At 61.2% G+C, this 24,527-nt stretch carries 26 protein-coding genes; 11 read left to right on the forward strand and 15 right to left on the reverse strand.

The window, feature by feature from the left end; all coding sequences use genetic code 11:
- The first annotated feature begins 386 nt into the window (after positions 1-386).
- The 4 genes from BLU32_RS14605 (at position 387) to BLU32_RS14620 (ending at position 2,719) form a co-directional block, all read left to right on the forward strand.
- Positions 387-647 (forward strand): Rho termination factor N-terminal domain-containing protein, encoded by a 261-nt coding sequence (locus BLU32_RS14605; protein ID WP_093808121.1) that lies wholly within the window; start codon positions 387-389, stop codon positions 645-647.
- Positions 648-831: 184 nt separating this feature from the next.
- Entirely contained in the window at positions 832-1,167 is a 336-nt protein-coding gene (locus BLU32_RS14610; RefSeq protein ID WP_093808123.1) for a YqjD family protein, read from the forward strand.
- Entirely contained in the window at positions 1,167-1,595 is a 429-nt protein-coding gene (locus BLU32_RS14615; RefSeq protein ID WP_093808125.1) for a hypothetical protein, read from the forward strand. Before BLU32_RS14610 ends, BLU32_RS14615 begins: the two co-directional genes overlap by 1 nt.
- A gap of 44 nt (positions 1,596-1,639) precedes the next feature.
- Positions 1,640-2,719, forward strand: coding sequence for an AI-2E family transporter (locus tag BLU32_RS14620; protein ID WP_093811089.1), 1,080 nt, complete (start codon positions 1,640-1,642; stop codon positions 2,717-2,719).
- Between the two features lie 97 nt (positions 2,720-2,816).
- Here the strand turns inward: BLU32_RS14620 and BLU32_RS14625 are convergent, their stop codons facing one another.
- A complete protein-coding gene (locus BLU32_RS14625; protein ID WP_157727690.1) occupies positions 2,817-3,116 on the reverse strand; it encodes a hypothetical protein in 300 nt (99 codons plus the stop codon).
- A 178-nt stretch (positions 3,117-3,294) separates the two neighbouring features.
- On the opposite strand from BLU32_RS14625, the gene BLU32_RS14630 reads away from it, so the two are divergent.
- Positions 3,295-3,684: a response regulator gene (locus BLU32_RS14630; protein ID WP_093808129.1), complete on the forward strand. Its 390-nt coding sequence runs from the start codon at positions 3,295-3,297 to the stop codon at positions 3,682-3,684.
- Positions 3,685-3,710: 26 nt separating this feature from the next.
- On the opposite strand, the gene BLU32_RS14635 is transcribed toward BLU32_RS14630, so the two are convergent.
- Both BLU32_RS14635 and BLU32_RS21845 read right to left on the reverse strand, forming a co-directional pair.
- On the reverse strand, positions 3,711-4,457 hold the full coding sequence (locus BLU32_RS14635; protein ID WP_093808131.1) for a Crp/Fnr family transcriptional regulator: 747 nt from the start codon (positions 4,455-4,457) through the stop codon (positions 3,711-3,713).
- A gap of 97 nt (positions 4,458-4,554) precedes the next feature.
- Positions 4,555-4,755, reverse strand: coding sequence for a hypothetical protein (locus BLU32_RS21845; protein ID WP_157727691.1), 201 nt, complete (start codon positions 4,753-4,755; stop codon positions 4,555-4,557).
- Between the two features lie 34 nt (positions 4,756-4,789).
- On the opposite strand from BLU32_RS21845, the gene BLU32_RS14640 reads away from it, so the two are divergent.
- The gene (locus BLU32_RS14640) at positions 4,790-5,920 is read left to right on the forward strand and encodes an amidoligase family protein (protein WP_157727692.1); all 1,131 of its coding nucleotides are present in this window, start codon (positions 4,790-4,792) and stop codon (positions 5,918-5,920) included.
- Positions 5,917-6,624 (forward strand): gamma-glutamyl-gamma-aminobutyrate hydrolase family protein, encoded by a 708-nt coding sequence (locus BLU32_RS14645; protein ID WP_093808135.1) that lies wholly within the window; start codon positions 5,917-5,919, stop codon positions 6,622-6,624. The genes BLU32_RS14640 and BLU32_RS14645 overlap by 4 nt, the downstream gene beginning before the upstream one ends.
- Before the next feature lie 58 nt (positions 6,625-6,682).
- On the opposite strand, the gene BLU32_RS14650 is transcribed toward BLU32_RS14645, so the two are convergent.
- The 5 genes from BLU32_RS14650 to BLU32_RS14670 all read right to left on the reverse strand — a co-directional run bounded on the left by BLU32_RS14650 (position 6,683) and on the right by BLU32_RS14670 (position 11,779).
- Positions 6,683-7,783 (reverse strand): P1 family peptidase, encoded by a 1,101-nt coding sequence (locus tag BLU32_RS14650; protein WP_093808137.1) that lies wholly within the window; start codon positions 7,781-7,783, stop codon positions 6,683-6,685.
- A gap of 8 nt (positions 7,784-7,791) precedes the next feature.
- Complete coding sequence (locus BLU32_RS14655; protein WP_093808139.1) at positions 7,792-8,622, reverse strand: ABC transporter permease; 831 nt, start codon at positions 8,620-8,622, stop codon at positions 7,792-7,794.
- A complete protein-coding gene (locus tag BLU32_RS14660; protein ID WP_093808141.1) occupies positions 8,619-9,554 on the reverse strand; it encodes an ABC transporter permease in 936 nt (311 codons plus the stop codon). Before BLU32_RS14660 ends, BLU32_RS14655 begins: the two co-directional genes overlap by 4 nt.
- Entirely contained in the window at positions 9,551-10,657 is a 1,107-nt protein-coding gene (locus BLU32_RS14665; RefSeq protein ID WP_093808143.1) for an ABC transporter ATP-binding protein, read from the reverse strand. The genes BLU32_RS14660 and BLU32_RS14665 overlap by 4 nt, the downstream gene beginning before the upstream one ends.
- Before the next feature lie 75 nt (positions 10,658-10,732).
- Entirely contained in the window at positions 10,733-11,779 is a 1,047-nt protein-coding gene (locus BLU32_RS14670) for a PotD/PotF family extracellular solute-binding protein (RefSeq protein ID WP_172838572.1), read from the reverse strand.
- Positions 11,780-11,895: 116 nt separating this feature from the next.
- Here BLU32_RS14670 and BLU32_RS14675 point away from each other — a divergent pair, with 116 nt between their 5' ends.
- Positions 11,896-12,765, forward strand: coding sequence for a MurR/RpiR family transcriptional regulator (locus tag BLU32_RS14675; protein ID WP_093808145.1), 870 nt, complete (start codon positions 11,896-11,898; stop codon positions 12,763-12,765).
- Positions 12,766-12,820: 55 nt separating this feature from the next.
- Here BLU32_RS14675 and BLU32_RS14680 read toward each other — a convergent pair whose 3' ends face one another.
- A complete protein-coding gene (locus tag BLU32_RS14680) occupies positions 12,821-14,161 on the reverse strand; it encodes an aspartate aminotransferase family protein (protein WP_093808147.1) in 1,341 nt (446 codons plus the stop codon).
- Positions 14,162-14,282: 121 nt separating this feature from the next.
- Here BLU32_RS14680 and BLU32_RS14685 point away from each other — a divergent pair, with 121 nt between their 5' ends.
- A complete protein-coding gene (locus tag BLU32_RS14685; protein WP_093808149.1) occupies positions 14,283-14,849 on the forward strand; it encodes a cupin domain-containing protein in 567 nt (188 codons plus the stop codon).
- A 59-nt stretch (positions 14,850-14,908) separates the two neighbouring features.
- On the opposite strand, the gene BLU32_RS14690 is transcribed toward BLU32_RS14685, so the two are convergent.
- Positions 14,909-15,364 (reverse strand): YaiI/YqxD family protein, encoded by a 456-nt coding sequence (locus tag BLU32_RS14690; protein WP_093808151.1) that lies wholly within the window; start codon positions 15,362-15,364, stop codon positions 14,909-14,911.
- A gap of 388 nt (positions 15,365-15,752) precedes the next feature.
- Between BLU32_RS14690 and BLU32_RS14695 the strand changes: the two genes are divergently transcribed.
- On the forward strand, positions 15,753-16,433 hold the full coding sequence (locus BLU32_RS14695) for a spermidine synthase (protein ID WP_093808153.1): 681 nt from the start codon (positions 15,753-15,755) through the stop codon (positions 16,431-16,433).
- A gap of 118 nt (positions 16,434-16,551) precedes the next feature.
- Here the strand turns inward: BLU32_RS14695 and BLU32_RS14700 are convergent, their stop codons facing one another.
- The 4 genes from BLU32_RS14700 to BLU32_RS14715 all read right to left on the reverse strand — a co-directional run bounded on the left by BLU32_RS14700 (position 16,552) and on the right by BLU32_RS14715 (position 21,712).
- Positions 16,552-17,358 (reverse strand): inositol monophosphatase, encoded by an 807-nt coding sequence (locus BLU32_RS14700; RefSeq protein ID WP_093808155.1) that lies wholly within the window; start codon positions 17,356-17,358, stop codon positions 16,552-16,554.
- The gene (locus BLU32_RS14705) at positions 17,355-18,416 is read right to left on the reverse strand and encodes an ABC transporter ATP-binding protein (protein ID WP_093808157.1); all 1,062 of its coding nucleotides are present in this window, start codon (positions 18,414-18,416) and stop codon (positions 17,355-17,357) included. Before BLU32_RS14705 ends, BLU32_RS14700 begins: the two co-directional genes overlap by 4 nt.
- Entirely contained in the window at positions 18,413-20,623 is a 2,211-nt protein-coding gene (locus BLU32_RS14710; protein WP_093808159.1) for an iron ABC transporter permease, read from the reverse strand. Before BLU32_RS14710 ends, BLU32_RS14705 begins: the two co-directional genes overlap by 4 nt.
- Before the next feature lie 66 nt (positions 20,624-20,689).
- Positions 20,690-21,712, reverse strand: a complete 1,023-nt coding sequence (locus tag BLU32_RS14715; protein WP_093808161.1) for an ABC transporter substrate-binding protein — start codon at positions 21,710-21,712, stop codon at positions 20,690-20,692.
- A 153-nt stretch (positions 21,713-21,865) separates the two neighbouring features.
- Here BLU32_RS14715 and BLU32_RS14720 point away from each other — a divergent pair, with 153 nt between their 5' ends.
- Positions 21,866-22,861: a LacI family DNA-binding transcriptional regulator gene (locus tag BLU32_RS14720; protein ID WP_093808163.1), complete on the forward strand. Its 996-nt coding sequence runs from the start codon at positions 21,866-21,868 to the stop codon at positions 22,859-22,861.
- A 206-nt stretch (positions 22,862-23,067) separates the two neighbouring features.
- On the opposite strand, the gene BLU32_RS14725 is transcribed toward BLU32_RS14720, so the two are convergent.
- Entirely contained in the window at positions 23,068-24,519 is a 1,452-nt protein-coding gene (locus BLU32_RS14725; RefSeq protein WP_093808165.1) for an aldehyde dehydrogenase (NADP(+)), read from the reverse strand.
- Positions 24,520-24,527 lie beyond the last annotated feature (8 nt).

The following is a 24,527-nucleotide window of genomic DNA, read 5'->3' on the forward strand; positions in this document are numbered from 1 at the left end:
CTTGCGAGCCGGTCTGGTTCCATACGCACGTCAGATTCGTTCCAAAATACCGCCTCCCGGCGATCGAAGGCAGGTCATGCGGCCGCAATCCGGCAAGCGGTTTTCGCGAAGATCCCCGCCCCGCAATTCGTCATCACCGAAGATATATGCCGACTGCACGCACGCTTCTGCGGGAACATTTGCCTTTCTTTCGCGTTTTAACCCCGAGGGTACGAAGGGCTGACGGTCGATCGCGACAGGATCGCTCCCTATTGCCAAGAACCCATTCGATGTGGACTCGCAAACCCGTGTCCGCACGACCCCGCCCGCAAACGGCGTGCGGGGTCTCAAGGTGCGCTACGGTCGGTTGGATGAACAACAACATGCAACACACAGGAGACAAGGCAATGGGCGACAAGAACCGCTCCAGCATCAAGAACGAAGACGTCTACGAGGCGCTGAGAAAAGACGGAAACAGCAAGGAAAAGGCCGCGCGGATCGCCAATGCGCAGGCGAACAAAAATCAGTCACCGTCCAGCAAGGGCGGGCGCGCCCGGCCCTATGAGGACTGGACCAAGGAAGAGCTTTACGACCGGGCACAAGAGCTTGAGATCGAGGGTCGGTCGGAAATGGACAAGGCGGAGTTGATTGCCGCCTTGCGCGAATAGACGACCCGTCGAGACCGTCTTGTTTTAAGATGCGAATGAAACCAAACCGCTCCTGAGGGGTTTCCCTCACGAGCCCTGCGTCTGCGCCGCGCCCAGGGGTGCGGATATGCCCATTTGGCAAGACGCTTCTAAGACAGCGCAAACGGTTTGCGCCGGCGAAACGAGAAACGACTGGAGCATCACTATGGCCACTGCAAAAACTTCGACCGCCAGAGACAACGACGATGCGGTCAGCGCACAGGAAATTGAAGAAAACATCGCGCGGATCCGGGGCGACATCGCCGATCTGGCAAGTTCCCTGAAAAAATATGGCGCGGGCAAGTCCGATGAATACAGATCGCGTGCCTCCGCAGCCGGAGACGACCTGACGCGCAAGTCTCAAGACGCTCTCAGCGATCTCACCGCCGAGCTTCAGGGCTACGAGAAGGCTCTGACGGAAGAGATCCGTCGTCATCCGCTGCAGTCACTCGGCATCGCCGCCGGTATCGGTTTCCTGATCGCGGCGCTGGTGCGCCGGTAATGATCAACCGCGCCCTTCCGATGGCGATCTCCGCAGCATCGCGCGACATCCGCGGCATGTATCGCCGGGCCCGGCGAAATGCCGTCCTGAACGGGATCGCCGCCGTATGCTTTGTCACGGCATATGTCGCAGGTCTGATCGCCGTCGGCGCCTATCTGGCTCCGATCTACGGGCCTGTCGTGTCGGCCTTGCTGGTGACTGGCGCAATGGCAACGCTCGGCGTGGTGATCCTCCTGGCGCTTGCCATTCTCAAACGTCGGGAAAAAAGGCGGCAGGCCCGCCGTGAGGCAGCCCGGCGGATGACGGCTGCGGCCGCGCTCTCCCTGCTTCCCCAATTGGCCAGGTCCAAGAGCCTTCTTCTCGTGGCTGCGGCTGGCGGGCTTGCCTTCCTCCTCAGCCAGGGACGCGACGGTGAAGACGACGCGTGACCCCGGGTCGCGCGAAAGCGCCGGTCCACGGCGAGGAGTTTTCCATGACGACACACGTTGATGCCACCGGTGACGAGAAACGTCACCGTCCGGGGCCAACCGCATGGCCGGGTTCAGACGACCCCGTCAGCCGCGGCGCCTTGCTGATCCTGTGCGTGATCGCCTCTGTGGCGGCGCTCGACATCGGCCAGGTTATTCTCGCGCCGGTCTGCCTGTCCATTGTGGTCGGGTCGATATTCGGGCCGGCAGCGGACCGGTTGTGCCGAATGGGCGTGCCATCCTGGGTCTCCGCGGCGTCGATGGTGATCCTTTTCATCATGTTCATCCTGACAGTCGGCGCGGCGCTGATGGTGCCCTTGTCGGACTGGATGGACCGGCTTCCGCTCATCTGGTCGCGCCTTCAGGCCCAACTGATGAGTTGGCAGGGAGTGTTTTCTTCGATCGGAAGCCTGCAGGAAGAATTGCGCAATGCGATGGGGCGTTCTGGCGAAGTTCAGGTGAGCGTTGAGGATACATCGGCCGTGGAGAGCGTATTCTATTTCGCACCGAACTTCGTGGCACAGGTCATTCTTTTTCTGGCGAGCCTTTATTTCTTTATATTGACACGTCCCTATCTGCACAAATCAGCATTGGATCTTACGTCGAATCAAACGAACCGTGACTATATGTCCAATGCCCTCAAGAAAATCGGCGAGCGGCTCTCGACATATCTGTTTTCGATCACGCTGGTGAACATCGCTCTGGGCGCCGCGGTCACACTGGCGATGTGGGCCCTCGGCGTTCCGTCTCCGCCGCTCTGGGGGATGCTGGCCGGTCTGCTCAATTACGTCATCTATGTCGGCCCCGCGGTGATGGTGGTGCTCATGACCTGTGTCGGGTTGGCGATCGGCGATACGCCGCTCGCGATCGCGACGCCCCCGCTGGTGTATCTGGCGTTGAACCTTACGGAAGCCCAATTCATCACCCCGACCGTTCTCGGCCGCACGATGACGCTCAATCCGTTCGTTGTGTTTCTGGCGATAGCTTTCTGGATTTGGCTATGGGGCCCGGTCGGCGGTTTCGTCGCGGTTCCGATCCTTCTCGTTGTGGCAACCATGATCGAAATCGTTTTGAAAAAAAGCTGAAAACCGAAAACCGGATCGTGGAGCTGCAAATGCTGTCACTCCACAAAAAACCGCCCTCAAGGGGGCGGTTTTTTCAGATGCCGAAATGATGTTTCACTCAGTCGCCCCTGTAGGCGAGCGGCCCTGCAAAAACTGGCCAGCCTGTGCAGGTGGTTTTCTGGTTCCTGCTCACGCATCGCGTATGCCGACCCTCGACATCCGAAAGGTCGATCCTGAGATCGCCCTTTTCACGCGTCGTCGACTCTGTCTTGGCGCTCTGCGCACCCGCCGCCGTCTCATCCGACAGGGTCGGCTCCGCCCGGAGCATACCGGAGGCTGCAAGGGCCGCTGCCAGGAACACGGCTGCGACAATCGGCGGTGCCCCAAGGCCTGGTGTGCGTTTTCCCAAAGTAATCATATCATCACCTCCACACTGTAAACGTGCGGAGTGGCCAACGGTTGCAAAAACTGTTCGAAAAATAGTATCCAATTGATATTTAGAGAAGATCTTCGCCATCTTCCAACATATGTTAATGCAGTCGGGTTTTCGCTGTGTAAAGGATCTCTCCATCATACGGCTTCAAGAGAGACATTTCATGACACCCGAATCCGACACGCCCAAGCTGAAATTGCTTGGAGCGGCCTTGATTGTTGAAGACAATCCTATAATTGCCCACGATACACAGTATATTCTCGAAGAAATTGGGTTTTCTCCCGTAGAAATCTTGTCGAACCTGGCCGATGGATTGGAGAAATTCGCAAGCCTTGTTTTCAGTTTCATCATTCTCGATGTGCAATTCAGCGATGAAAACAGTCTGAAATTCGCCGAACGTCTTACGGAAAGCGGCGCGCAGATCATATTGGCCAGCGGATACGGCAATCCCGAGAACCTGCCGCTGTTCCTTCGAAACCAGGCCGTTATCGGAAAGCCATACACGAAGGCTCAGATCGAGGCTCTCGTCATGTCTTCACCGCCACACGGTTGATACGCGGGCGGGCGGGAGGTATCAGATCAGATCAGGGGGCGCCGTGTTTCGTGGTCCGATTCGTAAAGAGCGACTTGCTCCAAACCCTCCCGGTCGAGGATCTGTATTCGGTCCCGAACCCAGGTAATCAGGTTTCTTTCCAGCAATTTCCGGACTGTCCGACTGGTGTGCACGGGCGTTATCCCGAGAGAATCTGACAGGTGCTCCTGCTTGAAGGGCACATCGAAGGCAAGATTTCCGGCGTAACCGACCGCCTCTGCCCGATCATGCAGATGGAGAATGAGATACGCCAGTTTCTCCAACGCGGTGCGCCGGCCAATGCTCAGGAGTTGGCCGTCCAGCAATTGTTCCTCCCGGGCGGCCATCCATGTGAGCGAATAGGCAAGCTTCGGATTGTTCTTGAAGACGGACCACACTTCGTCTCTTTGAAAAACGCACAGCGTTGTCTGCGTAAGTGCCGTGACCGTGTGCTGCATCTCGCTCGAAACGGCAAGCTGCAACCCCAGAAAGTCGCCGGGAAACGCAAAGTTGAGAATCTGCCGCCGGCCGTCCACCAGCGATTTGTGCCGGAACGCCCAACCGTCGAGTATGGTGTAGAGGTGTGGTGTCTTGTTTTCTTCGAGCAGGATTGTCGCCCCCGCTCCCACGGTCAATTCCCCGGTCTTGAACTCGGAAACAACCTTCAGCTCTTTCTCGTCTAATGGCCGGAAAATCTCCATGTCGCGCAAAGGGCATTTCCGGCACTTGGTCTGGATCGCCAGACGGTCTGACATGGTGCTCACTCTCCGGCCTGGCGCGGGAAACAAAAAACCGGCCGCGGCGAGGTGTCGCCGCGGCCGGGTGCATCATTGCCGTGCGTGAAGAGCAACGCTAGCCATTTTTGCGCTCATGCCGCCCCTCGACACGCGTCGCGCCTGCGGGACGCTCGAACGCACGCTTCTTGTGGTCGCGCGTCGCCACCTCTCTGTTCATCTTGCCGCCGGCCCGGCCGCCGTCGCTTTCGACATCTTCTGCAAGTGTCATGGGTTCTTCCAGCGCGGCCTGGCGTTCGCCCTTGGGTTTCTCTGACATGAGGAACTCCTTTCCAAAAGATGAAAACGCGCATTTGCTGGAAACGTTCCGGATCCTTTCGCCCGGATCCGACACAAACCCGAATTCAAAAGTCTTCCGCAAATGGTATGTTCGGAAAATTCCCCCGGCCGCGAGGCAAATCCGGGAACCTGGGCGCACGCCATGCGTTCACCCGCGAGAAAGGTTATCGTACATGCGGAAAGACGATCATCAATCCCGATCTGCGGGGAAGGCTCCTGAGGGTGACACCGCGGACGACGGCGAAAGACGGGTTGGCGTCGAAGTCGAGTTTGGCGGCTTGAATGCGCAGGATGCCGCTCACGTCATCAAGGACTTGCTGGGCGGTGAAATCTCGACAAGGGACGCCCATCGATACGAGTTGAAGGGAACGTCGCTTGGCGATATCCGGGTCGAGCTCGATAGCAAGTATGTCCACAGTGGCGACACGGCCTCCGCGTTCGAAAAGAAGATGCGCCGGTTCGCCGGCGATGTTTCCGGTTCGATCGTTCCAACAGAACTGGTCACCGACCCGCTGCCGGTCTCGTCGCTTTCAAGGCTGGACACACTGTTGGACAAACTCGCGAAAGCAGGTGCCGTGGGTACGGAGCAGCCTCATCTGGCCTATGGCGTGCATTTGAATATCGAATGGAAAGACCACGATATCCGGTCCATCCTCCGGGTCCTGCAGGCGTATCTCCTGATGGCTCCTGCGCTTCGCATGGACATCGAGCCCGACACGACCCGCACGCTGCTTCCCTTCATCGGCCGGTTCCCCAAGGACTATGAAGCAAAGGTGCTCGATCCCGATTACAACCCGGATTTCGGGCAGTTCGTCGCGGATTACTGCGAGGCAAACCCGACCAAGAACCGTGAGCTGGATCTTCTCCCGCTCCTTGCCTCCATTGACGAAGGCACGGTCGAGAACGCATTGAAGGAAAAGCCTGCCGCAGTCCGCCCGGCGTTTCACTACCGGCTTCCCAACTCCCTGATCGGGGCCGACGATTGGTCGATCCTGAAGGAATGGGAGCGGTGGCTTTGCGTGGAAATGCTGGCAAACGATGAAGACAATCTTCTGAAGGGCTTGAGCGACGTCCGCGACCGGCGCGGATCGCACGATCCCGTCGGGACGCTCAGGCGGATGTTCGCCAGGGTGATTGGCAAATGAAAGCACTGATCGGTGTCTCGACATCGGCCCGCGGCGGCTGGCGCTCGTTCCTTGCAATCCGCTTTGCGCTGTGGCGTGCAGGCGGAAAGGCGGTGCGCATCACGCCCGACAGGCCGGTGGATCTCGATCGTCTCGACGGGCTCGTGGCCGGGGGCGGGGATGACATCAGTGCAACGCTTTATGGCGGCGAACTGGTGCCGGACGTTCGCATCGACCCGCAACGCGATGCACTTGAAATGGAGTTGATCCAGTCTGCGGTATCTCGTGGATTGCCGGTTCTCGGCATTTGTCGCGGCTCGCAGATGATCAATGTCGCCCTGGGCGGGACGCTGCACGCCAATATCTGGGATTTCTACGAAGGTGCACCGCGACTTCGCACCGTCTTGCCACGCAAGTCGATCAAGATGTCTCCCGGTTCGGTTCTGGCATCGATCCTCAAATGTGACGAGTGCAAGGTCAACGCACTGCATCATCAATCCGTGAAGGATCTCGGGCCGGGGTTGGAGGTCAGTGCAAGGGATGGATCCGGCATCGTGCAAGCGATCGAGGCCGTCTCCGGATCCGGTGTCCTTGGCGTGCAATGGCATCCGGAGTTGATGCCCTTTTCCGCCAGCCAGCGGCACTTGTTTGCCTGGTTCGTGCAGCAGGCCAGCCGTCCTCGCCACGCGACCGCCGAGGGCGGAGACGCGCGCTCGCCCGCGTGACCGGTCTTTTCCCGCACCGGCGCGCACCGGGTCTCCCCCGGTTTGTGCCCTGCCCCGCTCAACAGCCCTGAAGCGCGGCCGTCAGCGCGTTTGCATCCAGTGCCTTGCAGACCCGGCCGGCCGGCCGGGCCATCGGCACGTCTTCGGCGGCCAGCATGGCATTGAGGATCGCCTCGTCGACGGCCTCCACCGCCGCCATGTAGACGGGGTCGAGGAACTCGTCGTTGAGCGAGGTCATCGTCTTGAACGGGCCGCTCAACTGCGGCAGATCCATCTCGTTGGCCGTACTGAACGCAAGAAAGATATCGCCGGAGTTGTTGCCGCCAGGTGTTCCGCCGCGGCCTATCCCGATGGAACCCCGGCGGGCGAGACGGTCGAGCTGCGAGGGAATCAGGGGAAGGTCCGTCGCGATCACCGCGATGATCGAGCCGCGTTCGGTTTCGAAGTCCGGCAGTCGGTCTTCGCGCATCGTCTCGCCGACCGGCTTGCCAAGCACCCTCAACCAGGGTCTGAGACCGTGGTTCGCCTGCACGAGCGCGCCTAAGGTGTAGCTCCTGCCGTCCACCTCGATCACGCGCGAGGCGGTTCCGGTGCCCCCCTTGTATTCGTAACAGACCATGCCGGCTCCACCGCCGACATTGCCTTCCTGCACCGGCCCGCCCCTGGCGCTGGCGAGCGCCTTGAGGGCATGCTCCGGCCGCACGTGGAGCCCGTTGATGTCATTGAGCGCGCCATCGTAGGTTTCCGCCACGACCGGCATGGCCCACACATGATTGTTTTCCCAGGTTGTACGATAGGTGTCGAGGATCCAGCGAACCGCCCCTTCATGTGCGGCGCCAACGCTATGGGTGTTTGTGATCAGCACCGGACCGACGAAATAACCGCCATCGCGCACCCAGTGACTTCCGGTCATCTCGCCATTGCCGTTGAGTGCGTGAATGCCGGCGAAGACAGGACGGGGAGTGCTGTCATTGCCACGCGGGAGGATTGCCGTAACCCCGGTTTGAACCGGCAGGCCATTGGTTGCCAGCGCCGGGTCGCGGTGGGAGGACAGCGTCTCGAACCCGACCAGAATGCCGGACACATCGGTGATGGCATTGTGTTGGCCCGGCATTCCCGGGAGTGACAGACCGAGGTCGCGGGCGCGTTTCTTGTGCATGAAGTTACTCATTTTTTCCGGGACCGCAGATAGAGACCGACCGATGCGATCACGAAGGACGACAGCAGCATGATCGTGGCGATCGCGTTGATTTCCGGTTTGATGCCCCTGCGCAGCATTCCGTAGATGTGAACCGGCAAGGTGGTGGAATCGACGCCAGAGATGAAATAGGTGATCACCAGGTCGTCCATCGAAATGATGAAGGCGAGCATCGCCCCGCCAATGACGCCGGGGGCGATCATCGGCAGGGTGACCCGCCTGAAGGTGGTCCAGCCGTCGGCCCCGAGGTCGGCGGAGGCTTCTTCCAGGCTCTCGTCCATATCCGCAAGACGGGCGCTCACGACCACGAAGACATAGCTGCACAGGAAGGTCGTGTGACCGATCACGATCGTCTGGAGTCCGAGGCTGAAGCCGAAGGAAACGAAGAAAATCAACAAGGCGATGCCAAGAATGATGTCCGGCATGATCATCGGCATGAACATCAGCGCCCTGTAGAAGGCTTTCAGCCGGAAGCGGAACCGGGCGACGGCAAGCGCGACCGCCGTTCCGAAGATCGTGGCAAGCAGCGTCGTCAGGAACGCCACGGTCAGACTGTTCAAGACGGCATTGTAGAGCTGGGCCGTCGATTCAACATAGAGCGTCTGCTCGTTCAGCGTGGTGGGGAAGCCGAAGATCGTGCGGTACCAGTCGAACGTGAACCCGTCCCAGATCATCATGTTGACCGGGTTCGCATTGAACGAGAACACCACGATCAGAAGGATCGGCACATAGATGAACGTTAGGAAAAGCCACCCGTAAACGGACAGGAAGAAAGAGCCGGGACGGAACCGGGTTTTCATCGGACTTCCTCCTCGTTCGGCTGTTTTATCTCCGCCTGGCTGTCCTCGCGCGACAGGATCCTGACGTAGATCATCAGCAGCACAAGCACGGCAGCCATGACCATCATCCCCAGCGCCGCACCGAACGGCCAGTTCCGGGCGGACAGGAATTGCTGCTCGATCAGGTTTCCGATCATGACGACCCGGGCGCCGCCCAGAAGCGAGGGCACGATGAAATTGCCAAGGCTCGGGATGAAGACGATGATCGAACCGCCGATGATGCCGGGCAGTGTCATCGGCAGGACCACCCGCAGGAAGGTCTGCAGCGCATTGGCGCCGAGATCCTGGGATGCCTCGACAAGATTCCCGTCGAGCTTTTCGATGCTGGAATAGAGCGGCAGGAACATGAAGGGGATGAAGACGTAGGTCATCCCGATGACCACCGCCATGTCGGTGAAGATGATGTCCAGCGGCTGATCGACCAGCCCCGTGCCCAGAAGGGCCTGATTGAGAAATCCGGTCGGCCGCAGAATGAGAACCCAGGCGAACAGGCGCACGATCAGGCTGATGAAGAACGGCAGGGTAATCAGGAAGATGAAGAAATTCTTCCAGCGTTCCGGCTGGCGGGCCACCCAGAAGGCAAATGGATAACAGATCACGAGGCAGGTCAGCACCGTGGTACCGGCGAGCCAGACGGACCTGAAGAAGATCGAGATGTAGACCGGATCGAACTGATCGTAGCGTGTATCCGCCCAGCCGAGGATCCGACCGTAGTTGAGATGGGAAAAGACCCACTCGACCCCGCCGTAGAGGCCCGGCGTGAGGAAGGTATAGACCATCATGATGCTCAGCGGGCCGAGAAAGAAGATGGCCAGAAACACCGTGGGAGCCGACAGCAGTCCGTAGAGACTGAGGGCTCGCCTGGCTTTCAGTGAGCTGGGGTGCACTGTCATCCTGCGGTGCCCTCCGCAGCGATCAGGTGTACCCCCTCATGGGGCACAAAGAGATCGATGGTCTCGCCGGGCGCAAATCGGGATGCGTCCGTTTGTGCCCGGACGGTTGCGCGAAACGGCGGCAAGCCGTCACGCAGCACCACAATCTGGTAATCCGTGCCGATGAAGTAGCTCTGCGAGATCGTGCCGCTGATCGCCTGCCCCGATGCCCCCTCGCTCAGGGACGCAACGACGCTTTCAGGACGGATCAGGACCTTGACGGCCGCGCCCGTGTCCAGGCCGCCGCGCCGACAGCCCTTCAGGACGGTGCCATCGCTCAACCGCACATCGCAGGTCTCACCGCCCGTCGAGACGATCGTTCCCGGAAGCAGATTGCTTTCGCCGATGAAGCGGGCAACGAACTCGTTTTTCGGGTAGCGATAAAGCGCTTCCGGCGCGTCGAGCTGCTGGATCCTGCCGCCCTCCAGAACCGCGATCCGGTCCGACATCACCAGCGCTTCTTCCTGGTCATGCGTCACGAAGATGAAGGTAATGCCCAGTTCGTCCTGCAGGCCTTTCAGCTCCTCCTGCATTTTGTGGCGCAGGTTCTTGTCGAGAGCCGACAGCGGCTCATCAAGGAGCAGAACCTTCGGTCGCGCGACGAGGGAGCGAGCAAGGGCGACGCGCTGCTGCTGGCCGCCGGACAATTGCCCGATCCGCCGCTCGCCCAGCGCGCTCAGACCGACCATGTCCAGCATGTCGCCGACGCGCTTGCGGATGTCCGTCTTGTCGACCCCGGCAACCTCAAGACTGTAGGAAACATTGCGGGCGACGCTTAGGTGCGGAAACAGCGCATATCGCTGGAACACGGTGTTGACGGGCCGCTTGTGCGCAGGCCGGCTACCCATGCCCTCGCCCTCGATATAGATCTCGCCGGCATCGAGGTCCTCGAACCCGCTGACGGCGCGCAGCATGGTGGTCTTGCCGCAACCGGAGGGGCCAAGAAGGGTGACGAATTCGTTGTGGGCGATGGTGAGAGAGACGTCTCGCAGGGCATGGATCCTGCCGCCCTCGGGCGCATCGAAACTCTTGGATGCGCTTTCGATCTTCAAAACAGCGGACATGGAAGCTCCGGATGGAATGGGGGAGGATGCACGGCCCAAAGGGCCGTGCAGGCAAAACCCAAACGGGATGTGAGCCTACTGAGCGGTCTTAACCCGCACCCACTCGCTGTTGTAGAGCTGAAGATCGCGGCCCAGGTCCTCGAAGATCTGCAGCTTGTCCATCACGTCCTGCGGCGGATAGATGGTCTCGTTGTTGGCGATGTCTTCGGGGATGAACTCCATCGCCGCCCGGTTGGCCGTGCCGTTGAGCTGCTGCTCGACGTTCAGCGCGGCGATTTCCGGCTGCAGATAGTAGCGCAGGAACGTGTTGGCGTTGTCCATGTTCGGCGCGCTTTTCAGCACGCACATGTCTTCCTGGTACATGGTCGCGCCTTCCTCGGGAATGACATAGGCCAGAACATCCGGGGCCTGCTGGACGAAAATGTTCGCACCGACATACCAATGGGCGGCGGCGACATCGCCTGCCTGAACCAGCGGCACGCTGTCGTAGGTGAAGGCGCTGACGTTGCCCTTGCGTTCAAGAATGTAATCGGCGGCGGCCTTGATCTCTGCGGGGTCGGTGGAGTTCACCGACGTGCCGTTCATGATATGGCCGATGCCGATGGTTTCGCGCAGGTCATCGAGCAGAATGACCTTCTTGTCCTCGTCGGCGAGCGCGAAGAAATCCGCCCAGCCCTCGATCTTGTCGACCTTCTGCTTGTTGTAGACGATACCGACGGTGCCCCAGGAATAGGGCAGGCAGTATTCCGCTTTCGGATCCGTTTCGGCCCGGATGAATTGCGGATCGATGTTCTCGAAGGCCGGATCGCTGCCGATGCCGGTTTTGGCAAGCAGACCGAGCTGGAACATGATGTCGTGCATGTGCACCGACGGAAAGACGATGTCGTATCCGGTCGCGCCCGCCTGGATCTTGGCGAGCATCTCCTCGTTGGAGCCATAGGTGTCCAGATTGACCTTGATCCCGGTTTCCTCGGTGAAGCGGGTCAGGACTTCCGGATTGATGTAGTCGCCCCAGTTGTAAAGGTTGAGTTCTCCGTCGGCCCTGGCGGAGACCGCCGTCGCCGTTAGTGCCGCAACCATCACCGCTGTTGTGGCGGCTCGCTTGATCGTTTTGTGAGTCATTGCTCATCCCCTGGATTTATTGCCCGGCGCCTGTGATTGGTCCGGGTTGCGGAATACAGGAGATTTAATTATGACATTTCAGTCAAATGTTATTTTTCTAACATTCTGGAGGAGTCATGGAGTCGGGTTTTTCATCTTTTCCGCTTGCGAAATTTGACGAGTTTATCAAGCGTTTACAGGAAGAAACGCCGAAATTGCCCAAACAGGAGGCGCGCCTCGCACAGTTTATCAGCCTCAATATTTCGTCGCTCGGACTGGAAACGGGGAAGTCACTCGCCGGCAAGGCAGGTGTCTCCGAGGTGACCGTCGGTCGGCTTCTCAGGCGTCTTGGCTGCGATGGAATGAAGGGGCTGAAGCAGCTGTTGCGCGAACATTATTCGGTCACCACGGCGTCGTTCGTGTCGGACGGAGACATTCCGGACCGCTACCAGCAGACCCATGAAGCGGAAGTGCAGGCCCTGACCAGCGTCTTCATCCAGACCGGCGGACGGAACTGGGAGACCATCACGCGTCTGTTGAGTGGATCCGAGCGGATCTATGTCACCGGGTTTCAGTCGGTGCGCGGGCTCGTCGAGGATTTTCACCGGCGGCTTGCCCTTGCCCGGCGGGACGTGTTTTTCCTCTCCGCGCATGACGATATGCTGGTGGAATGGTTGGCGCCCGATCCACAAGAGGCCGCGAAATCCTGCCTGATCCTTGTGGATGTGGTTCCATATGCGACGGAGACGGTGAAACTCGCCCGGCTCGCCAAGGAGCAGGGACGCGCGATCATCGTGGTATCGGACGAGTATTGCCACTGGAGCCGGGACCTGGCGGATGCGGCCATCTATGCCCCCTCCAGAACCGGCCTATACCTGGAATCGACGATCGGGATCGTTGCCGCACTGAGCCTTGTTGTCGACGCCGCCGCCACCGGCAATCCGGAGGAATCCGGCCGCCGGCTCGCCGAGTGGAAAGCCAATTCAAAACGCCTTGGTATTTTCTAGTAACAGGAATCCGGAAAGCGCCCGCCTCTTTCAAGGCACGGCGCTTCGGGAGCGATCACGCCACGTCGGCGAGAACCTTGCGCACCGTGTCGACCATCTCGTCGATATGCGCGTCTTCCAGAATGAGCGGCGGCGAAAGGGCGATGATTTCACCGGTGACGCGGATCAGCAACCCGGCCTCGAAGCACTTCACGAAGACCTCATGGGCGCGCTTGCCGACCGCCCCGTCGCGAGACTCCAGTTCAATTCCGGCAATGAGGCCGAGATTGCGGATATCCTTGACGTGGCGCGCATCGCGCAAGGAATGCATCCTGGTCTCCCAGACACCGGCCATCTCTGCGCCGCGTGTCAAAAGGCCGTGCTGTTCATAGACATCAAGCGTGGCAAGGCCGGCCGCGCATGCCGCCGGATGGCCGGAATATGTGTAGCCATGGAAGAGTTCGATGGTGTCGTCCGGACCGTTCATGAATGCATCATGGACATGGTCCTTCGCAAAGACCGCGCCCATCGGAATGACGCCGTTCGTCAGTCCCTTCGCCGTGGTGAAGAGATCCGGCGTCACGCCGAAGTAATCGGCTGCGAAGGGCGTTCCCAGCCGCCCGAAGCCGGTGATGACCTCGTCGAAGATCAGCAGGATGCCGTGCCGGTCGCAGATCGCCCGCAGGCGCTCCAGATAACCCTTGGGCGGGACAAGCACACCGGTGGATCCCGCCACCGGTTCCACGATGACGGCGGCGATTGTTTCCGCCCCGTGAAGCGCGACGATGCCTTCCAGATCGTCGGCAAGCTCCGCGCCGTGCTCCGGCTGCCCCTTGCTGAAGGCATTCCGGGACAGATCATGCGTATGCCGCAGATGGTCGACGCCCGTCAGCAGCGAGCCGAAATGGCGGCGGTTGTTGACGATGCCGCCCACCGAGATGCCCCCGAAGCCGACGCCGTGGTACCCGCGTTCACGGCCGATCAACCGCGTGCGGGAACTGTCTCCGCGCGCCCGGTGATAGGCGAGCGCCATCTTGAGCGCCGTGTCGACCGATTCCGAGCCCGACCCGGTGAAGAAGACGCGGTTGAAGCCGTCCGGCGCAACGGCCTTGAGGCGCTCCGCGAATTCGAACGCAATCGGGTGGCCCATCTGAAACGACGGCGCGAAATCGAGCGCATCAAGCTGACGCGCAACCGCGTCGGTGATTTCCCTGTAGCCATGGCCGGCATTGCAACACCAAAGGCCCGCCGTGCCATCGAGCACGCTGCGATCATCGTCGCTCCGGTAGTGCATGCCCCGCGCCGACACGAGCATACGAGGACTTTCCTTGAACTGCCGGTTGGCGGTGAATGGCATCCAGTAGGCTTCAAGAGGCTGATTGGTGCGGGGTGTGGTGGCAGACGCGGTCGTGGTCATGGTGGTCCTCCTCGTTGACTGCAGTGAGCACCGAACCCCGGAGAAACAAAAGTCTGTTTCTTCTATCCGCCAAGCGATTGGAATTGCTTGTCCGGGCACAAGAGTGTTTATGATTGAAAACATGTTAAACACCGAAGACTTCTCAAAGGACGTCGGGCTGCGTTTACGGGCGATCCGGCAATCGCATGGTCTGTCGCAACGGGAGTTGGCCAAGCGTGCCGGCGTGACCAACGGCTTCATCTCCCAACTGGAAGCGGCCAAGATCAATACGTCCTTGAGTGCCTTGAAGCGGGTGCTCGACGGGATTCCGATCGGCCTGTCCCAGTTTTTTGCCTATGAACCGCAACGCGAAGAACAGGTCTTCTTTGCATCGAATGAGCTGACGGAGATCGGCAAGGGGAGGATTTCCTACCGGCAAGTTGGGGGCAGCCTGTTCGCGCATGACCTTCAGATGCTTCACGAAGTCTATGAGCCGGGCGCGGATACGGGACGGGTCATGTTGAGCCACAAGGGCGAGGAAGCCGGGATCGTGATCGAGGGGCGGCTGGAAGTGACGGTCGGCGAGCAGAAGAAAGTGCTCGGACCTGGCGATGCCTATCTTTTTACAAGCAGCACACCGCATCGGTTCCGGGCGCTTCGAAATCAAAGGTGCGTGGTCGTAAGCGCGTGCACACCGCCAAGCTTTTGACGGATGCGCGCAGGGATGCGGAATCCGGTTCGTCGGAACGCGGGTTGTCTCGCCGCCGCTCAGGAATCGTGCATCGCCCGCCTTGCCAGCCTGTCGAGTGCCTGCAGAAACCGGGACCGGTCGGCCTTTGAAAAGGCCTTTCCGCCCCCCTGGTGGAACGGGTCGGCGGCACGGATATCCTGCATCAGGTCTCGGGTTGCGAGCCGCCCGCCAATGTTGGAGGCGTTCAGGATCTGTCCATCGTGTTGCAGCACATGCGACCCGGCCTTGAGACACCGGTCCGCAAGCGGAATATCCGCGGTGATCACGACATCGCCGGGACCGCAATTCGCTGCAATCCACTGGTCGGCCACATCCGGCCCCTCTGCGACGATCCGAAGGGAGACCAGCGGATTGCGTGACGGTCGTATGCCACCGTTGCAAACAAGCACCACCGGGAGGTCCAGCCGTGTGGCCACGCGCTCCACCTCACCCTTTACCGGACAGGCGTCCGCATCGACATAAAGCGTTGTCAATTTTCAAATTCCGTCATTTGTTACCGCGGATGCCGTTTCTCGATACGACTCTGGCATCCCGCCGGACAATAGATCCTATATACCGCGAAATGAAATCGCCGACGATCACGATCCGGCGCAAGCGCAGGGTTCACCAGGATCACCCGTTCGTGGACGATCGGAGAGGTCTGGCGGATGGACTGCACCATCGAAGACGCCCCCTTCAAGCGCTTCCGCGACGTCGAAGCCGATACAGTCGCACGACGCCTGACGACATTGAAAAGGCTTCACGCCATAGCAGGTCATCTGCAAAAATGAATTTCAGAACCGGACCGATTCACCCTCGATCCGATCCATCAACACCCGGAACGAAACCTCGATCGTCCGGAGTCTAAGATTGGGAGTGCTCATGCTGCCGTGGATACATCTTGCGACGGCGGTCACTCCGCAGGGAGGCGCGCTCAAGCTGCTGCGACGGGGAGAAGAATTCTCCATCCGCCTCCAGGATGGAAACGAACTGATGAACAGCCGGCTCGGCGGGTCGGAAGAGGCGCTCGCCACCCTCGCACTGGACCGGCTCGGCAATCGACCGGCGCCGCGCGTGCTGATCGGGGGCCTCGGCATGGGGTTCACGCTTCGCGCGGTGCAGGCGATCACGCCGCCCGACGCATGTCTGACCGTCTCCGAGATTGTGCCTGAACTGACCGACTGGGCGCTGCAGCACATGGCGGCGGTCTTCGGGGAGTGTCTTTCGGACCCGCGCGTAAAGGTCAAGACAGGCGACGTCGGCGGCATGATCAAACAAGCGACTCAGGCGTTCGACGCCATCCTGCTTGACGTTGACAACGGGCCCGACGGGCTGACGCGCGCAGACAACGCAGCGCTCTACGGAGACAAGGGACTGCATCGCGCCCGTCGGGCGCTGGCCCCTGGCGGGGTCCTTGCCGTTTGGTCCGCAGCTCCCAGCGAGGCCTTTTCGAAACGGCTTTCCCGATGCGGGTTCGACGCAATGGCAAGAACGGTGCGCGCCAGCCACACCAGGCGCGGCGCCCGGCACACCATCTGGACCGCCGTTCGACCCGACAACTGATATCCGGACATGTGAAATGTCGTCGCTTGACCGGCATGACCGGCGCTGCGCGTTGCAGGCCGAATTCTGCCAAGTCCCAACCGGCGCACACTTGCGCCGGCAAACCCGGTGCGGGTCGCTACCACTCCGGTGACCTGCCGAAACCACAGATCTCATCGAGTTCCTCGTAGGCCCCTGCGGAGGCACCGAGCACCGGAGCGGGAAGCAGCAATCCATCGCCGTCGGGAAAGGCGCGCACGCGCCCACCGGCCTCATTGATCAGGGTATAGCCGGCGATGCAGTCCCAGGCGCTCATGCGCGGTTCGGCATAGCCGACAAGCCGCCCCGCCGCGACCCAGGCCAGCATCAGGGCTCCCGACCCGTATCTCACCCAGGCGGCGCCCGCCTCCATCAGTTCGGCGAGCATTCGCCCGACATGCGCGCTGTCGACCCGGTCGTTGGCGCCGACGCCCAAAAGACCGGACCTGAGATCGCCGTCGAGGACACGAAGCGGCTCTCCGTTCAGGAACGCACCCTTGCCGCGCGTCGCGACGTAGAGCTCGTTCAGGACCGGCGCATAGATCACCCCCAGGACAGGCCCCTCCTCGTCGCAGGCGCCGATGGAAACACACCAACCGGGCAGTCCGTGCAGATACGGCGCCGTTCCGTCGATGGGATCGATCACCCAGGTAAGTCCGGAGCTGCCTTCGCTCATGCCGTGTTCCTCGCCCAACTGCGCATCGAGGGGAAAGGCCTCATCCAGGGCCTTCCGGATCAGTGTCTCCACATCCCGGTCCGCGTCCGACACCAGGTCCGTTACATGGCGTTTTTGTTCAATCACCAAGGCATCGCGCGCGTAAAAATGGTCAAGCGCCAGCTTGCCGGCACGTCGGGCCACTTCGATCGCCACGGTGAGCCGATCCAAAGATGCACTCGAACCCGTCATGCTGCACCGGGGATAAGGGCTATGCCACGCGGGCGAACCTCGAGCGATACTTCGGTACCGGCGCGAAGCAGCGTCTCGCTCTCATCGTCGATGACAAAGATGCGTCCGACAGGGCCGTCAATCTCGTACTCGACGTGATCGCCAAGATAGGCCGAAGAGGCGATCGTGCCAGCCATGCCGCTGCCTGTGGTTCTTACCTTCAGCGCGTTGGAGCGAAGCGACAGGCGGGCCGGACCCGGAGTTGCCCCGCGAGCGGGCAGCGGAAAGGCAATTCCTCCCAGTTCGACCTGCGCGATGTCCCCTTCCACCGTAAGCACCCGTCCCTCGACCACATTGGCTTCACCGATGAAGTCGGCGATGAATTCCGAGGCAGGCGATTCGTAGAGCTCGCGCGGGGTCCCGATCTGTTCGATTCTGCCATCCTTCATGACGACGATCGTATCGGACACGGCCAGGGCCTCTTCCTGGTCATGCGTGACATACACGGCCGTGAACCCGAGCCTTTGCTGCAGTTCGCGAATGTCGGTGCGAACCTTTCGCCGGAGGCGTGCATCGAGATTGGAAAGCGGCTCATCCAGCAACAGAACCTGCGGCTCGAGCACGAGCGCGCGAGCGACGGCAACGCGCTGCTGCTGCCCGCCGGAAAGCTCCGCCGGAAGCCGTTCGCCAAGCCCGGACAGTCCCACCAGATCAAGAGCCTCTTCCGCGCGCCGGCGCGCCTCGGCCGGACGCTGCCCTCCCGCTTCCAGCCCGTAGGCCACATTCTGTCCCACGTTCATGTGCGGAAACAGGGCGTAGCTTTGAAAGACCATCGACACGTCACGCCGGTCGGCGGGAAGCCGCGTCACGTCCTCGCCGCCGATCAGGATCTGCCCCTTGGTCGGGCTTTCAAGGCCTGCAAGCATGCGTAGGGTCGTGGTTTTACCGCACCCTGAGGGACCGAGCAGGGTCACCAGTTCACCCGGTGTGATATCCAGCGTCAGATCCGCGATGGCGGTGAATTCGCCAAAGCTCTTCCGCACATTGCGAAACGCAACGGCGCCTCTTGGCTGCGTCATGCGGTTGCTTCCTTTTCGATGGGTGAGACAGAGGACACGGCATCCTCCCGGCGGCGGATACGGCGATCGCCAACGAGCAGCTGGAAACCGCCGATCACCGTGATCATCACGAGAATGAGGACCGAGGAGTAGGCAATGGCGATGCCATATTCCCCGTTTTCCACCAGTCCGACGATATAGGCCGTGGCCATGTTGTATTTGGCGCTGACAAGAAAGATCACCGCAGAGATCGACGTGATGGCCCGCACGAAGCTGTAGACCAGCGCGGCAAGAATGGCCGGACGCATGAGCGGCAGGATAACCTTGCGCATGGTGCGGCTGGATCCCGCCCCGAGTGTGAGGGACGCCTCGTCCAGCGAGCCATCGAGTTGGCTCATGGCAGCCACGCCGCCGCGAACGCCGACCGGCATGTTGCGGAAGACGAAGCAGGCGATCAGGATCGCGGCGGTTCCCGTCATCTGAAGCGGCGGGAGATTGAAGGCCATGATGTAGCTGATGCCGATGACCGTGCCCGGGATGGCGAAACTCATCATCAGCGCAAACTCGAAGACCGAGCGCCCGGGGAAATTCTGGCGCACGATCAGCCAGGCGGTCAAAAGCCCCACGGCGGCCGTCAGCGGTGCGGCGAGCAGGGCGATTTCCATGGTGGTCCAGAAACTGTCCCACGCAACGCCGGTCCAGCGAATGCCGTCCTCCCAGCCAACGCCGAATGCACGCACGTAGTGTTCAAGCGTCAGCGAGTGATCGAGCCCCCAGACCTTCACGAAGCCTCCGAAGACAATCATGGCGTAGACCGTGATGGTGAAGGCGGCCCAGAGCACGGCCACCGTTGTCACCGGGAGGGCGACCCGCCGCGGCAGGGTGATGTGCCGGCCGCCGTCTCCCTTGCCGGTCACCGTGGCAAAGTTGCGACCCGTCAGCCAGAACCGTTGAGCAAGAAACGCCGAGAGGGTGAAGATCAGCAGAACCGTGGCCAGAACAGCCGCGCGTGAGGGATCATTCTGCGCCCCGACGACGGCAAAGAAGATTTCGGTCGACAAAACTCCGCCGGACCCTCCGAGAACGAGCGGATTGCCGAAGTCTGCCATCGATTCGATGAAACCGATCAGAAACGCATTCGCAAGACCCGGTGCCATCAGTGGCAGGGACACCTTGCGAAAAGTCCGCCAGCGATCCGACCGCAGTGTCTGGCTCGCCTCTTCCATGGACGGGCTGATCCCCTCGACCACACCGATGAGAACCAGGAAGGCGATCGGCGTGAAACTCAGCATCTGGGCAATCCAGATGCCGGTAAGCCCGTAAAGCCAGCGTCCGAGCTCCCAACCCGTGGCGGTATCGATCAAGTTCGTCAACGTGCCCGAGCGGCCCAGAAGCATCGTCAGGGCGAGGCCGACCACGAAAGGTGGCGTGATAATCGGCAGAACGGTCAGGAGGCGCAGGGACTTCTTGAACCGGAACCGCGTGCGGGTCGCCACCAGGGCGAATGCCAGCCCGAGCAGCGTCGTACCGGTCGCGGTACAGATCGCGAGAAAGAAGGTGCGCCATGCGACCCCGCAATTGCCGCCTGCCAGGCAGGCGAGCGACCAGATCTTAGGATCAACGATGTTACGGCGTACGCCTTCGGTCGTGAACGAACCGTCGAATTCCTGGAAAGCGCCAGTGAACATCGAGACGAGGGGATAGAAGACGAAAATCGTCACCAGCAGAACGAGCAGGACAATGGCGCCCAGAACAAAGGCGTCGCCTTTCAAAGCCCCGCGTTCGGCTGCACCGAAGGCGATGAGAAGAGCAAACGTCGTAACCAGAACAAGTGCCCCGGCGCCAAAGGCGGGTTGGCCGGAGGCGGGTCCGAAGGTTGCTTCGAGCAATCCCCAGTTCCAGCCGCGCAATCCCAGCGCCAGGCCTTCGCTGACCATCCACAAGAGACCCGCCACACCGATCACGATCAACGCCTTGCCGCGCTCTCCGGGCATGCGTGTTGCCCGCAGATAGACCGCTGCCGCGATGAGCCCGAGGATCGGCCAGAACTGCCAGTTCCCCGTCAAAGCCTGGACAAGACCGGGCCAGAGCTTTTCGGATGCAATGAAGTCGGGCAACCATTCAAGGCTGAAGAAGCCGGATCTGATGCGGTACCAGGGCAGTGCGACAAGCGCAAAGATGCCCGCCGCCAGGATCAGATCGAGCCTGCGGTTGTCTCTGGAGGTCATGTGTCCGTCCGATGGGAGAGAATAGGCAGGGACGGACGGCCAGGGGCCGTCCGCCGCGAGCAGGATCTACTGAAGCGGCAGTGAGCCGATTTCGTCATCCCAACGCGCAAGAAGCGCCTTGCGCCGTTCTGCGCTGCCGTATTCAGCAAAGTCGTAGTCGATCAGCTTGATCGTGGACAGATCCGGTGCCTCCGCGGGCGGGGTCGCCTTGGCATTGGACGGGATCTGGAAAGAGCCTGCCTCGGGCATCATGTTCTGGACTTCCGACGTCAAGACCCAGTCGTAGAAGACCTTGGCCGGCTCCGGGTTTTGCGCCCCCTCGATCAGGGACATCGATCCGATCTCGTACCCGGTTCCCTCGCAAGGCGCGACGACTGCGACCGGAAAACCGGCGACGGCCTGCGCCACCGCGTCATGCTGGAAAACGATGCCCAGTCCGGTTTCGCCCCTGGCCGCCGACTTGACCGGCGCGCTGCCGGACTTGGTGTATTGCGACACATTGGCGTGCATTTTTTTCAGGAAATCGAAGGCCTCGTCTTCCCCCATCAGCTGAACCAGCGTCGCAAGCGTCGTATAGGCGGTTCCCGAGGAGTTGGGGTCGGCAATCTGGATCTCTCCCTTCAGCGCCGGATCCAGCAAGTCCGCCCAGCATTTCGGCGCGTCGATGCCCTTTTCCTTGAAGATCTCGGTGTTGTAGCCCCAGCCGAGCGCACCGGAATAGACGCCGACCGTGTGATAGTCAGAGACTTTGGCCTGCCCCTGTGCCCAGTCCTGCAGCTCGTCCAGCATCGACGACTTGTACTGCGCGCTCAGCCCGTCCTGGCCGGCCTGAAGATGCGGGTCGCCGGTGCCGCCCCACCACAGGTCGGTCTGCGGATTACGGGCCTCGGCCCGCACCTTGGCATAAGCCTCGCCCGACGACAGCCGGATCATGTTGACATCGATATCGGGATGACCGCCCTCGAATTCGCTGACCAGCCTCTCGCAGATCACGACATCGGCCGAGCAAATCAGGTTGAGTTCAGCGGCAACCGCGGCGCCGGGCAACGTGACGAGAGCGCCCAGAAGGGCGCATTTCAAAAGTTTCATGATTTCCTCCCAATTTCCCCTTATGACAGGGACAGGTGAATTGCACACCTGTGCATTACATTGAATTTCCCATCGCGTCCTGTCAATAAAATGATATGAAAACAGTGTATCTTTCTTCGGGCCGAAACGTGCACAGCTTTGCAAGGCATTGAAATGACAAGGCACCAGGTGAGCGCAAAGGATGTTGCCGAACTGGCGGGCGTATCGCGCACAGCCGTTTCGCGCGCGTTCACTCCCGGTGCCTCCGTCTCTGCCGAGACAAAAGCGAAGGTCTACGCCGCAGCCGAGAAGCTGGGCTACCAGGTCAACAATCTTGCGCGCGGCTTGCTGACATCGCGAACGGGTCTCGTTGCTCTGATTGCCGCCGAAATCCAGTCGCCGTATCGCGCCTCACTGCTGGCGGCATTGTCGAGCCGCCTTCAAGAGACAGGCAAGGTCGGCATGCTCATCAATACCGATCGTTCGGACGAGAGCGTCGCACGGGCGCTGCAGAAGGCCATTTCCTACCGCACCGAAGCCGCAATCATCCTGTCGGGCATGCCGGACGCCTCCCTGGCCGAAATCTGTCTGCGCAATGGCATGCGACTCGTGTTCATCAACCGGGAGGAGGAGCGCCCCGGGGCGCTGCGCATTCATCTGGATGATGCTGTTGCCGGGCGCCAGGCTTTCGTGTCGCTCGCTGCAGCCGGATGCAAACGCCCGGCATTTGCATCTTCGATGGCCGGCACGCCCAGCCTGGTGGCAAGGGGTGTCGGGTTTCGGGCGATGGCTGCAGAGGCCGGCGTGCAGATCGTCGAGTGCGCGAGCGGCATGACCTCCTACCGCACGGGTCTCGATGTGGGCACGCAACTGCTGACGATGGCCGACCGTCCTGACGGTATCTTTTGCGCGACCGACCTGATCGCCTGCGGGGTCGTCGATGCGGCACGCCAGCGCTTCAAGCTGCGCGTGCCGGAAGACGTGTCGGTGATCGGTTTCGACGACATCGAGCAGGCGGCATGGGAGAGTTACAGCCTGACGACGTTCCGTCAGCCGATTGATGAGATTGCCGACGCGGCCGTAACCTATTTGTCCGAGGCGCCCAACGACGAGCCGCAAACGGTCACCCTTTCATCTCGGATGGTCTGGCGCGGGAGCATCCGGAAGTAACGGCACGAAACGAAGGAGACCGACTTGACCAGCCGATGAACGTTCGTCCAGCCGCGACTTGAGCCCGGTTGGAATTCACGCCAGTTGGCGCAGGCTGAAAACCGCCCGACACGCTAGGGTCGGGCGATTGCGACGGTCAGGGCCCGCGCGTGGTTTGCCGAGCTCCAACGACCAATTCCGCAACGAATGCCTGAACGCCCCCTACCTCACATCGATGGAAGAAGGCTATCGGGCATATTCTGGTAGCACACCGGCCGGAGCCAACGCCGGATGGCAAGGGTCCCGACGGAGGTGTGGCCGAAATTCGTCGAGGCGGGATAGGGGCCGCCGTGGACCATCGCGTCGCAGACCTCGACACCGGTCGGGAACCCATTGGAGAGCACGCGGCCGGCCTTGCGCTCAAGCACCGGCAAAAGCGTGCGTGCGGTGTCCGTGTCGGCGGCATCGAAATGCATCGTGCAGGTCAGCTGACCCTTGAGGCTCTCAGCGACCCGGCGCATCTCCGCCATGTCACCAACCTCGACGATCAACCCCAGCGGCCCGAAAACCTCCTCTCCGAGCTCTTCGGTATCGAGCCAGGTCTTGCCGGTGGTGCGATAGAGACAGGGTGTTGCGAAACGATCATCGCATGGGGACGAAATCAGCTCCTCGACACCGGCGCTATCCGCAACGCGGTCTCGTCCTGCGCGGAACCCTTGCGCGATTGCATCGGTCAGCATCACCTGCGTGTCGGCCTCGGCCAGAGCCGCGACAACGTCCTTGGCAAAGGCATCGGCATCCGACCCGGCGCCCACGATTGCAATGCCGGGCTTGGTGCAGAACTGTCCCGCGCCCAGTGTCAGCGAAGCCGCCCATCCGGATGCAATCTGTCCGCCCCTTTCGGCCACGGCCTCGGGAAGGAGAAACATCGGGTTCACGCTTCCCAGTTCCCCGAAGAACGGAATTGGTTCCGGCCGCGCCGCGCAAAGATCGAAGAGGGCCCGCCCTCCGGCAAGCGACCCGGTAAACCCGACCGCGCGGATCAGCGGATGGGTCACCAATGCCTGCCCGGCTTCACGCGTGCCGTCCTGGACGAGGGAGAAGACGCCGGGATGAATGCCCTGCGCCTCGATCGCCGCAAGAATTGCCTCAGCGACCAGCTTGCCGGTGCCGGGATGCGCAGGGTGGCCCTTCACCACCACCGGACAGCCGGCGGCCAGCGCCGAGGCGGTGTCGCCGCCGGCAACGGAAAACGCAAGCGGAAAGTTCGACGCGCCGAAGACCGCCACGGGACCGATGGGCCGCTGCACCAGGCTGAGGCGCGGGCGCGGAGCGGGTTGCCGGTCCGGCAACGCGGAATCGTCGCGAACGTCGAGGTGCCCCCCGGCTTCGATCAGACGGGCGAACAGGCGCAACTGACCGGTCGTACGGCCGCGCTCCCCCTCCAACCGGGCGTCCGGCAATCCCGTCTCGGCAGCCGCGGTACGTGTGATTTCTTCGCCCCTGGCCTCGATTTCATCGGCGATTGCCTCCAGAAAGCAGACCCGGTCAGCCCGGGTCGAGTGGCCAAAACTCCAGACCGCCTCTTCGGCCGCGGCACAGGCTGCATCAATGTTCCCCGCAGCCCCGGCCTCGCCGTCCACCCATTGGCCGGCAATCAGGTGCTTGTACATGAGCATTTTCGTAT

This window comes from Stappia sp. ES.058 (assembly GCF_900105595.1).
Taxonomy (GTDB): domain Bacteria; phylum Pseudomonadota; class Alphaproteobacteria; order Rhizobiales; family Stappiaceae; genus Stappia.

Excerpts from the sequence above, each read along its gene's own strand:
- BLU32_RS14605 (WP_093808121.1), top strand. The coding sequence starts at position 387 with ATGGGCGACAAGAACCGCTCCAGCATCAAGAACGAAGACGTCTACGAG.
- BLU32_RS14610 (WP_093808123.1), top strand. The coding sequence starts at position 832 with ATGGCCACTGCAAAAACTTCGACCGCCAGAGACAACGACGATGCGGTC.
- BLU32_RS14615 (WP_093808125.1), top strand. The coding sequence starts at position 1,167 with ATGATCAACCGCGCCCTTCCGATGGCGATCTCCGCAGCATCGCGCGAC.
- BLU32_RS14620 (WP_093811089.1), top strand. The coding sequence starts at position 1,640 with ATGACGACACACGTTGATGCCACCGGTGACGAGAAACGTCACCGTCCG.
- BLU32_RS14625 (WP_157727690.1), bottom strand. The coding sequence starts at position 3,116 with ATGATTACTTTGGGAAAACGCACACCAGGCCTTGGGGCACCGCCGATT.
- BLU32_RS14630 (WP_093808129.1), top strand. The coding sequence starts at position 3,295 with ATGACACCCGAATCCGACACGCCCAAGCTGAAATTGCTTGGAGCGGCC.
- BLU32_RS14635 (WP_093808131.1), bottom strand. The coding sequence starts at position 4,457 with ATGTCAGACCGTCTGGCGATCCAGACCAAGTGCCGGAAATGCCCTTTG.
- BLU32_RS21845 (WP_157727691.1), bottom strand. The coding sequence starts at position 4,755 with ATGTCAGAGAAACCCAAGGGCGAACGCCAGGCCGCGCTGGAAGAACCC.
- BLU32_RS14645 (WP_093808135.1), top strand. The coding sequence starts at position 5,917 with ATGAAAGCACTGATCGGTGTCTCGACATCGGCCCGCGGCGGCTGGCGC.
- BLU32_RS14650 (WP_093808137.1), bottom strand. The coding sequence starts at position 7,783 with ATGCACAAGAAACGCGCCCGCGACCTCGGTCTGTCACTCCCGGGAATG.
- BLU32_RS14655 (WP_093808139.1), bottom strand. The coding sequence starts at position 8,622 with ATGAAAACCCGGTTCCGTCCCGGCTCTTTCTTCCTGTCCGTTTACGGG.
- BLU32_RS14660 (WP_093808141.1), bottom strand. The coding sequence starts at position 9,554 with ATGACAGTGCACCCCAGCTCACTGAAAGCCAGGCGAGCCCTCAGTCTC.
- BLU32_RS14665 (WP_093808143.1), bottom strand. The coding sequence starts at position 10,657 with ATGTCCGCTGTTTTGAAGATCGAAAGCGCATCCAAGAGTTTCGATGCG.
- BLU32_RS14670 (WP_172838572.1), bottom strand. The coding sequence starts at position 11,779 with ATGACTCACAAAACGATCAAGCGAGCCGCCACAACAGCGGTGATGGTT.
- BLU32_RS14675 (WP_093808145.1), top strand. The coding sequence starts at position 11,896 with ATGGAGTCGGGTTTTTCATCTTTTCCGCTTGCGAAATTTGACGAGTTT.
- BLU32_RS14680 (WP_093808147.1), bottom strand. The coding sequence starts at position 14,161 with ATGACCACGACCGCGTCTGCCACCACACCCCGCACCAATCAGCCTCTT.
- BLU32_RS14685 (WP_093808149.1), top strand. The coding sequence starts at position 14,283 with ATGTTAAACACCGAAGACTTCTCAAAGGACGTCGGGCTGCGTTTACGG.
- BLU32_RS14695 (WP_093808153.1), top strand. The coding sequence starts at position 15,753 with ATGCTGCCGTGGATACATCTTGCGACGGCGGTCACTCCGCAGGGAGGC.
- BLU32_RS14700 (WP_093808155.1), bottom strand. The coding sequence starts at position 17,358 with ATGACGGGTTCGAGTGCATCTTTGGATCGGCTCACCGTGGCGATCGAA.
- BLU32_RS14705 (WP_093808157.1), bottom strand. The coding sequence starts at position 18,416 with ATGACGCAGCCAAGAGGCGCCGTTGCGTTTCGCAATGTGCGGAAGAGC.
- BLU32_RS14710 (WP_093808159.1), bottom strand. The coding sequence starts at position 20,623 with ATGACCTCCAGAGACAACCGCAGGCTCGATCTGATCCTGGCGGCGGGC.
- BLU32_RS14715 (WP_093808161.1), bottom strand. The coding sequence starts at position 21,712 with ATGAAACTTTTGAAATGCGCCCTTCTGGGCGCTCTCGTCACGTTGCCC.
- BLU32_RS14720 (WP_093808163.1), top strand. The coding sequence starts at position 21,866 with ATGACAAGGCACCAGGTGAGCGCAAAGGATGTTGCCGAACTGGCGGGC.
- BLU32_RS14725 (WP_093808165.1), bottom strand. The coding sequence starts at position 24,519 with ATGCTCATGTACAAGCACCTGATTGCCGGCCAATGGGTGGACGGCGAG.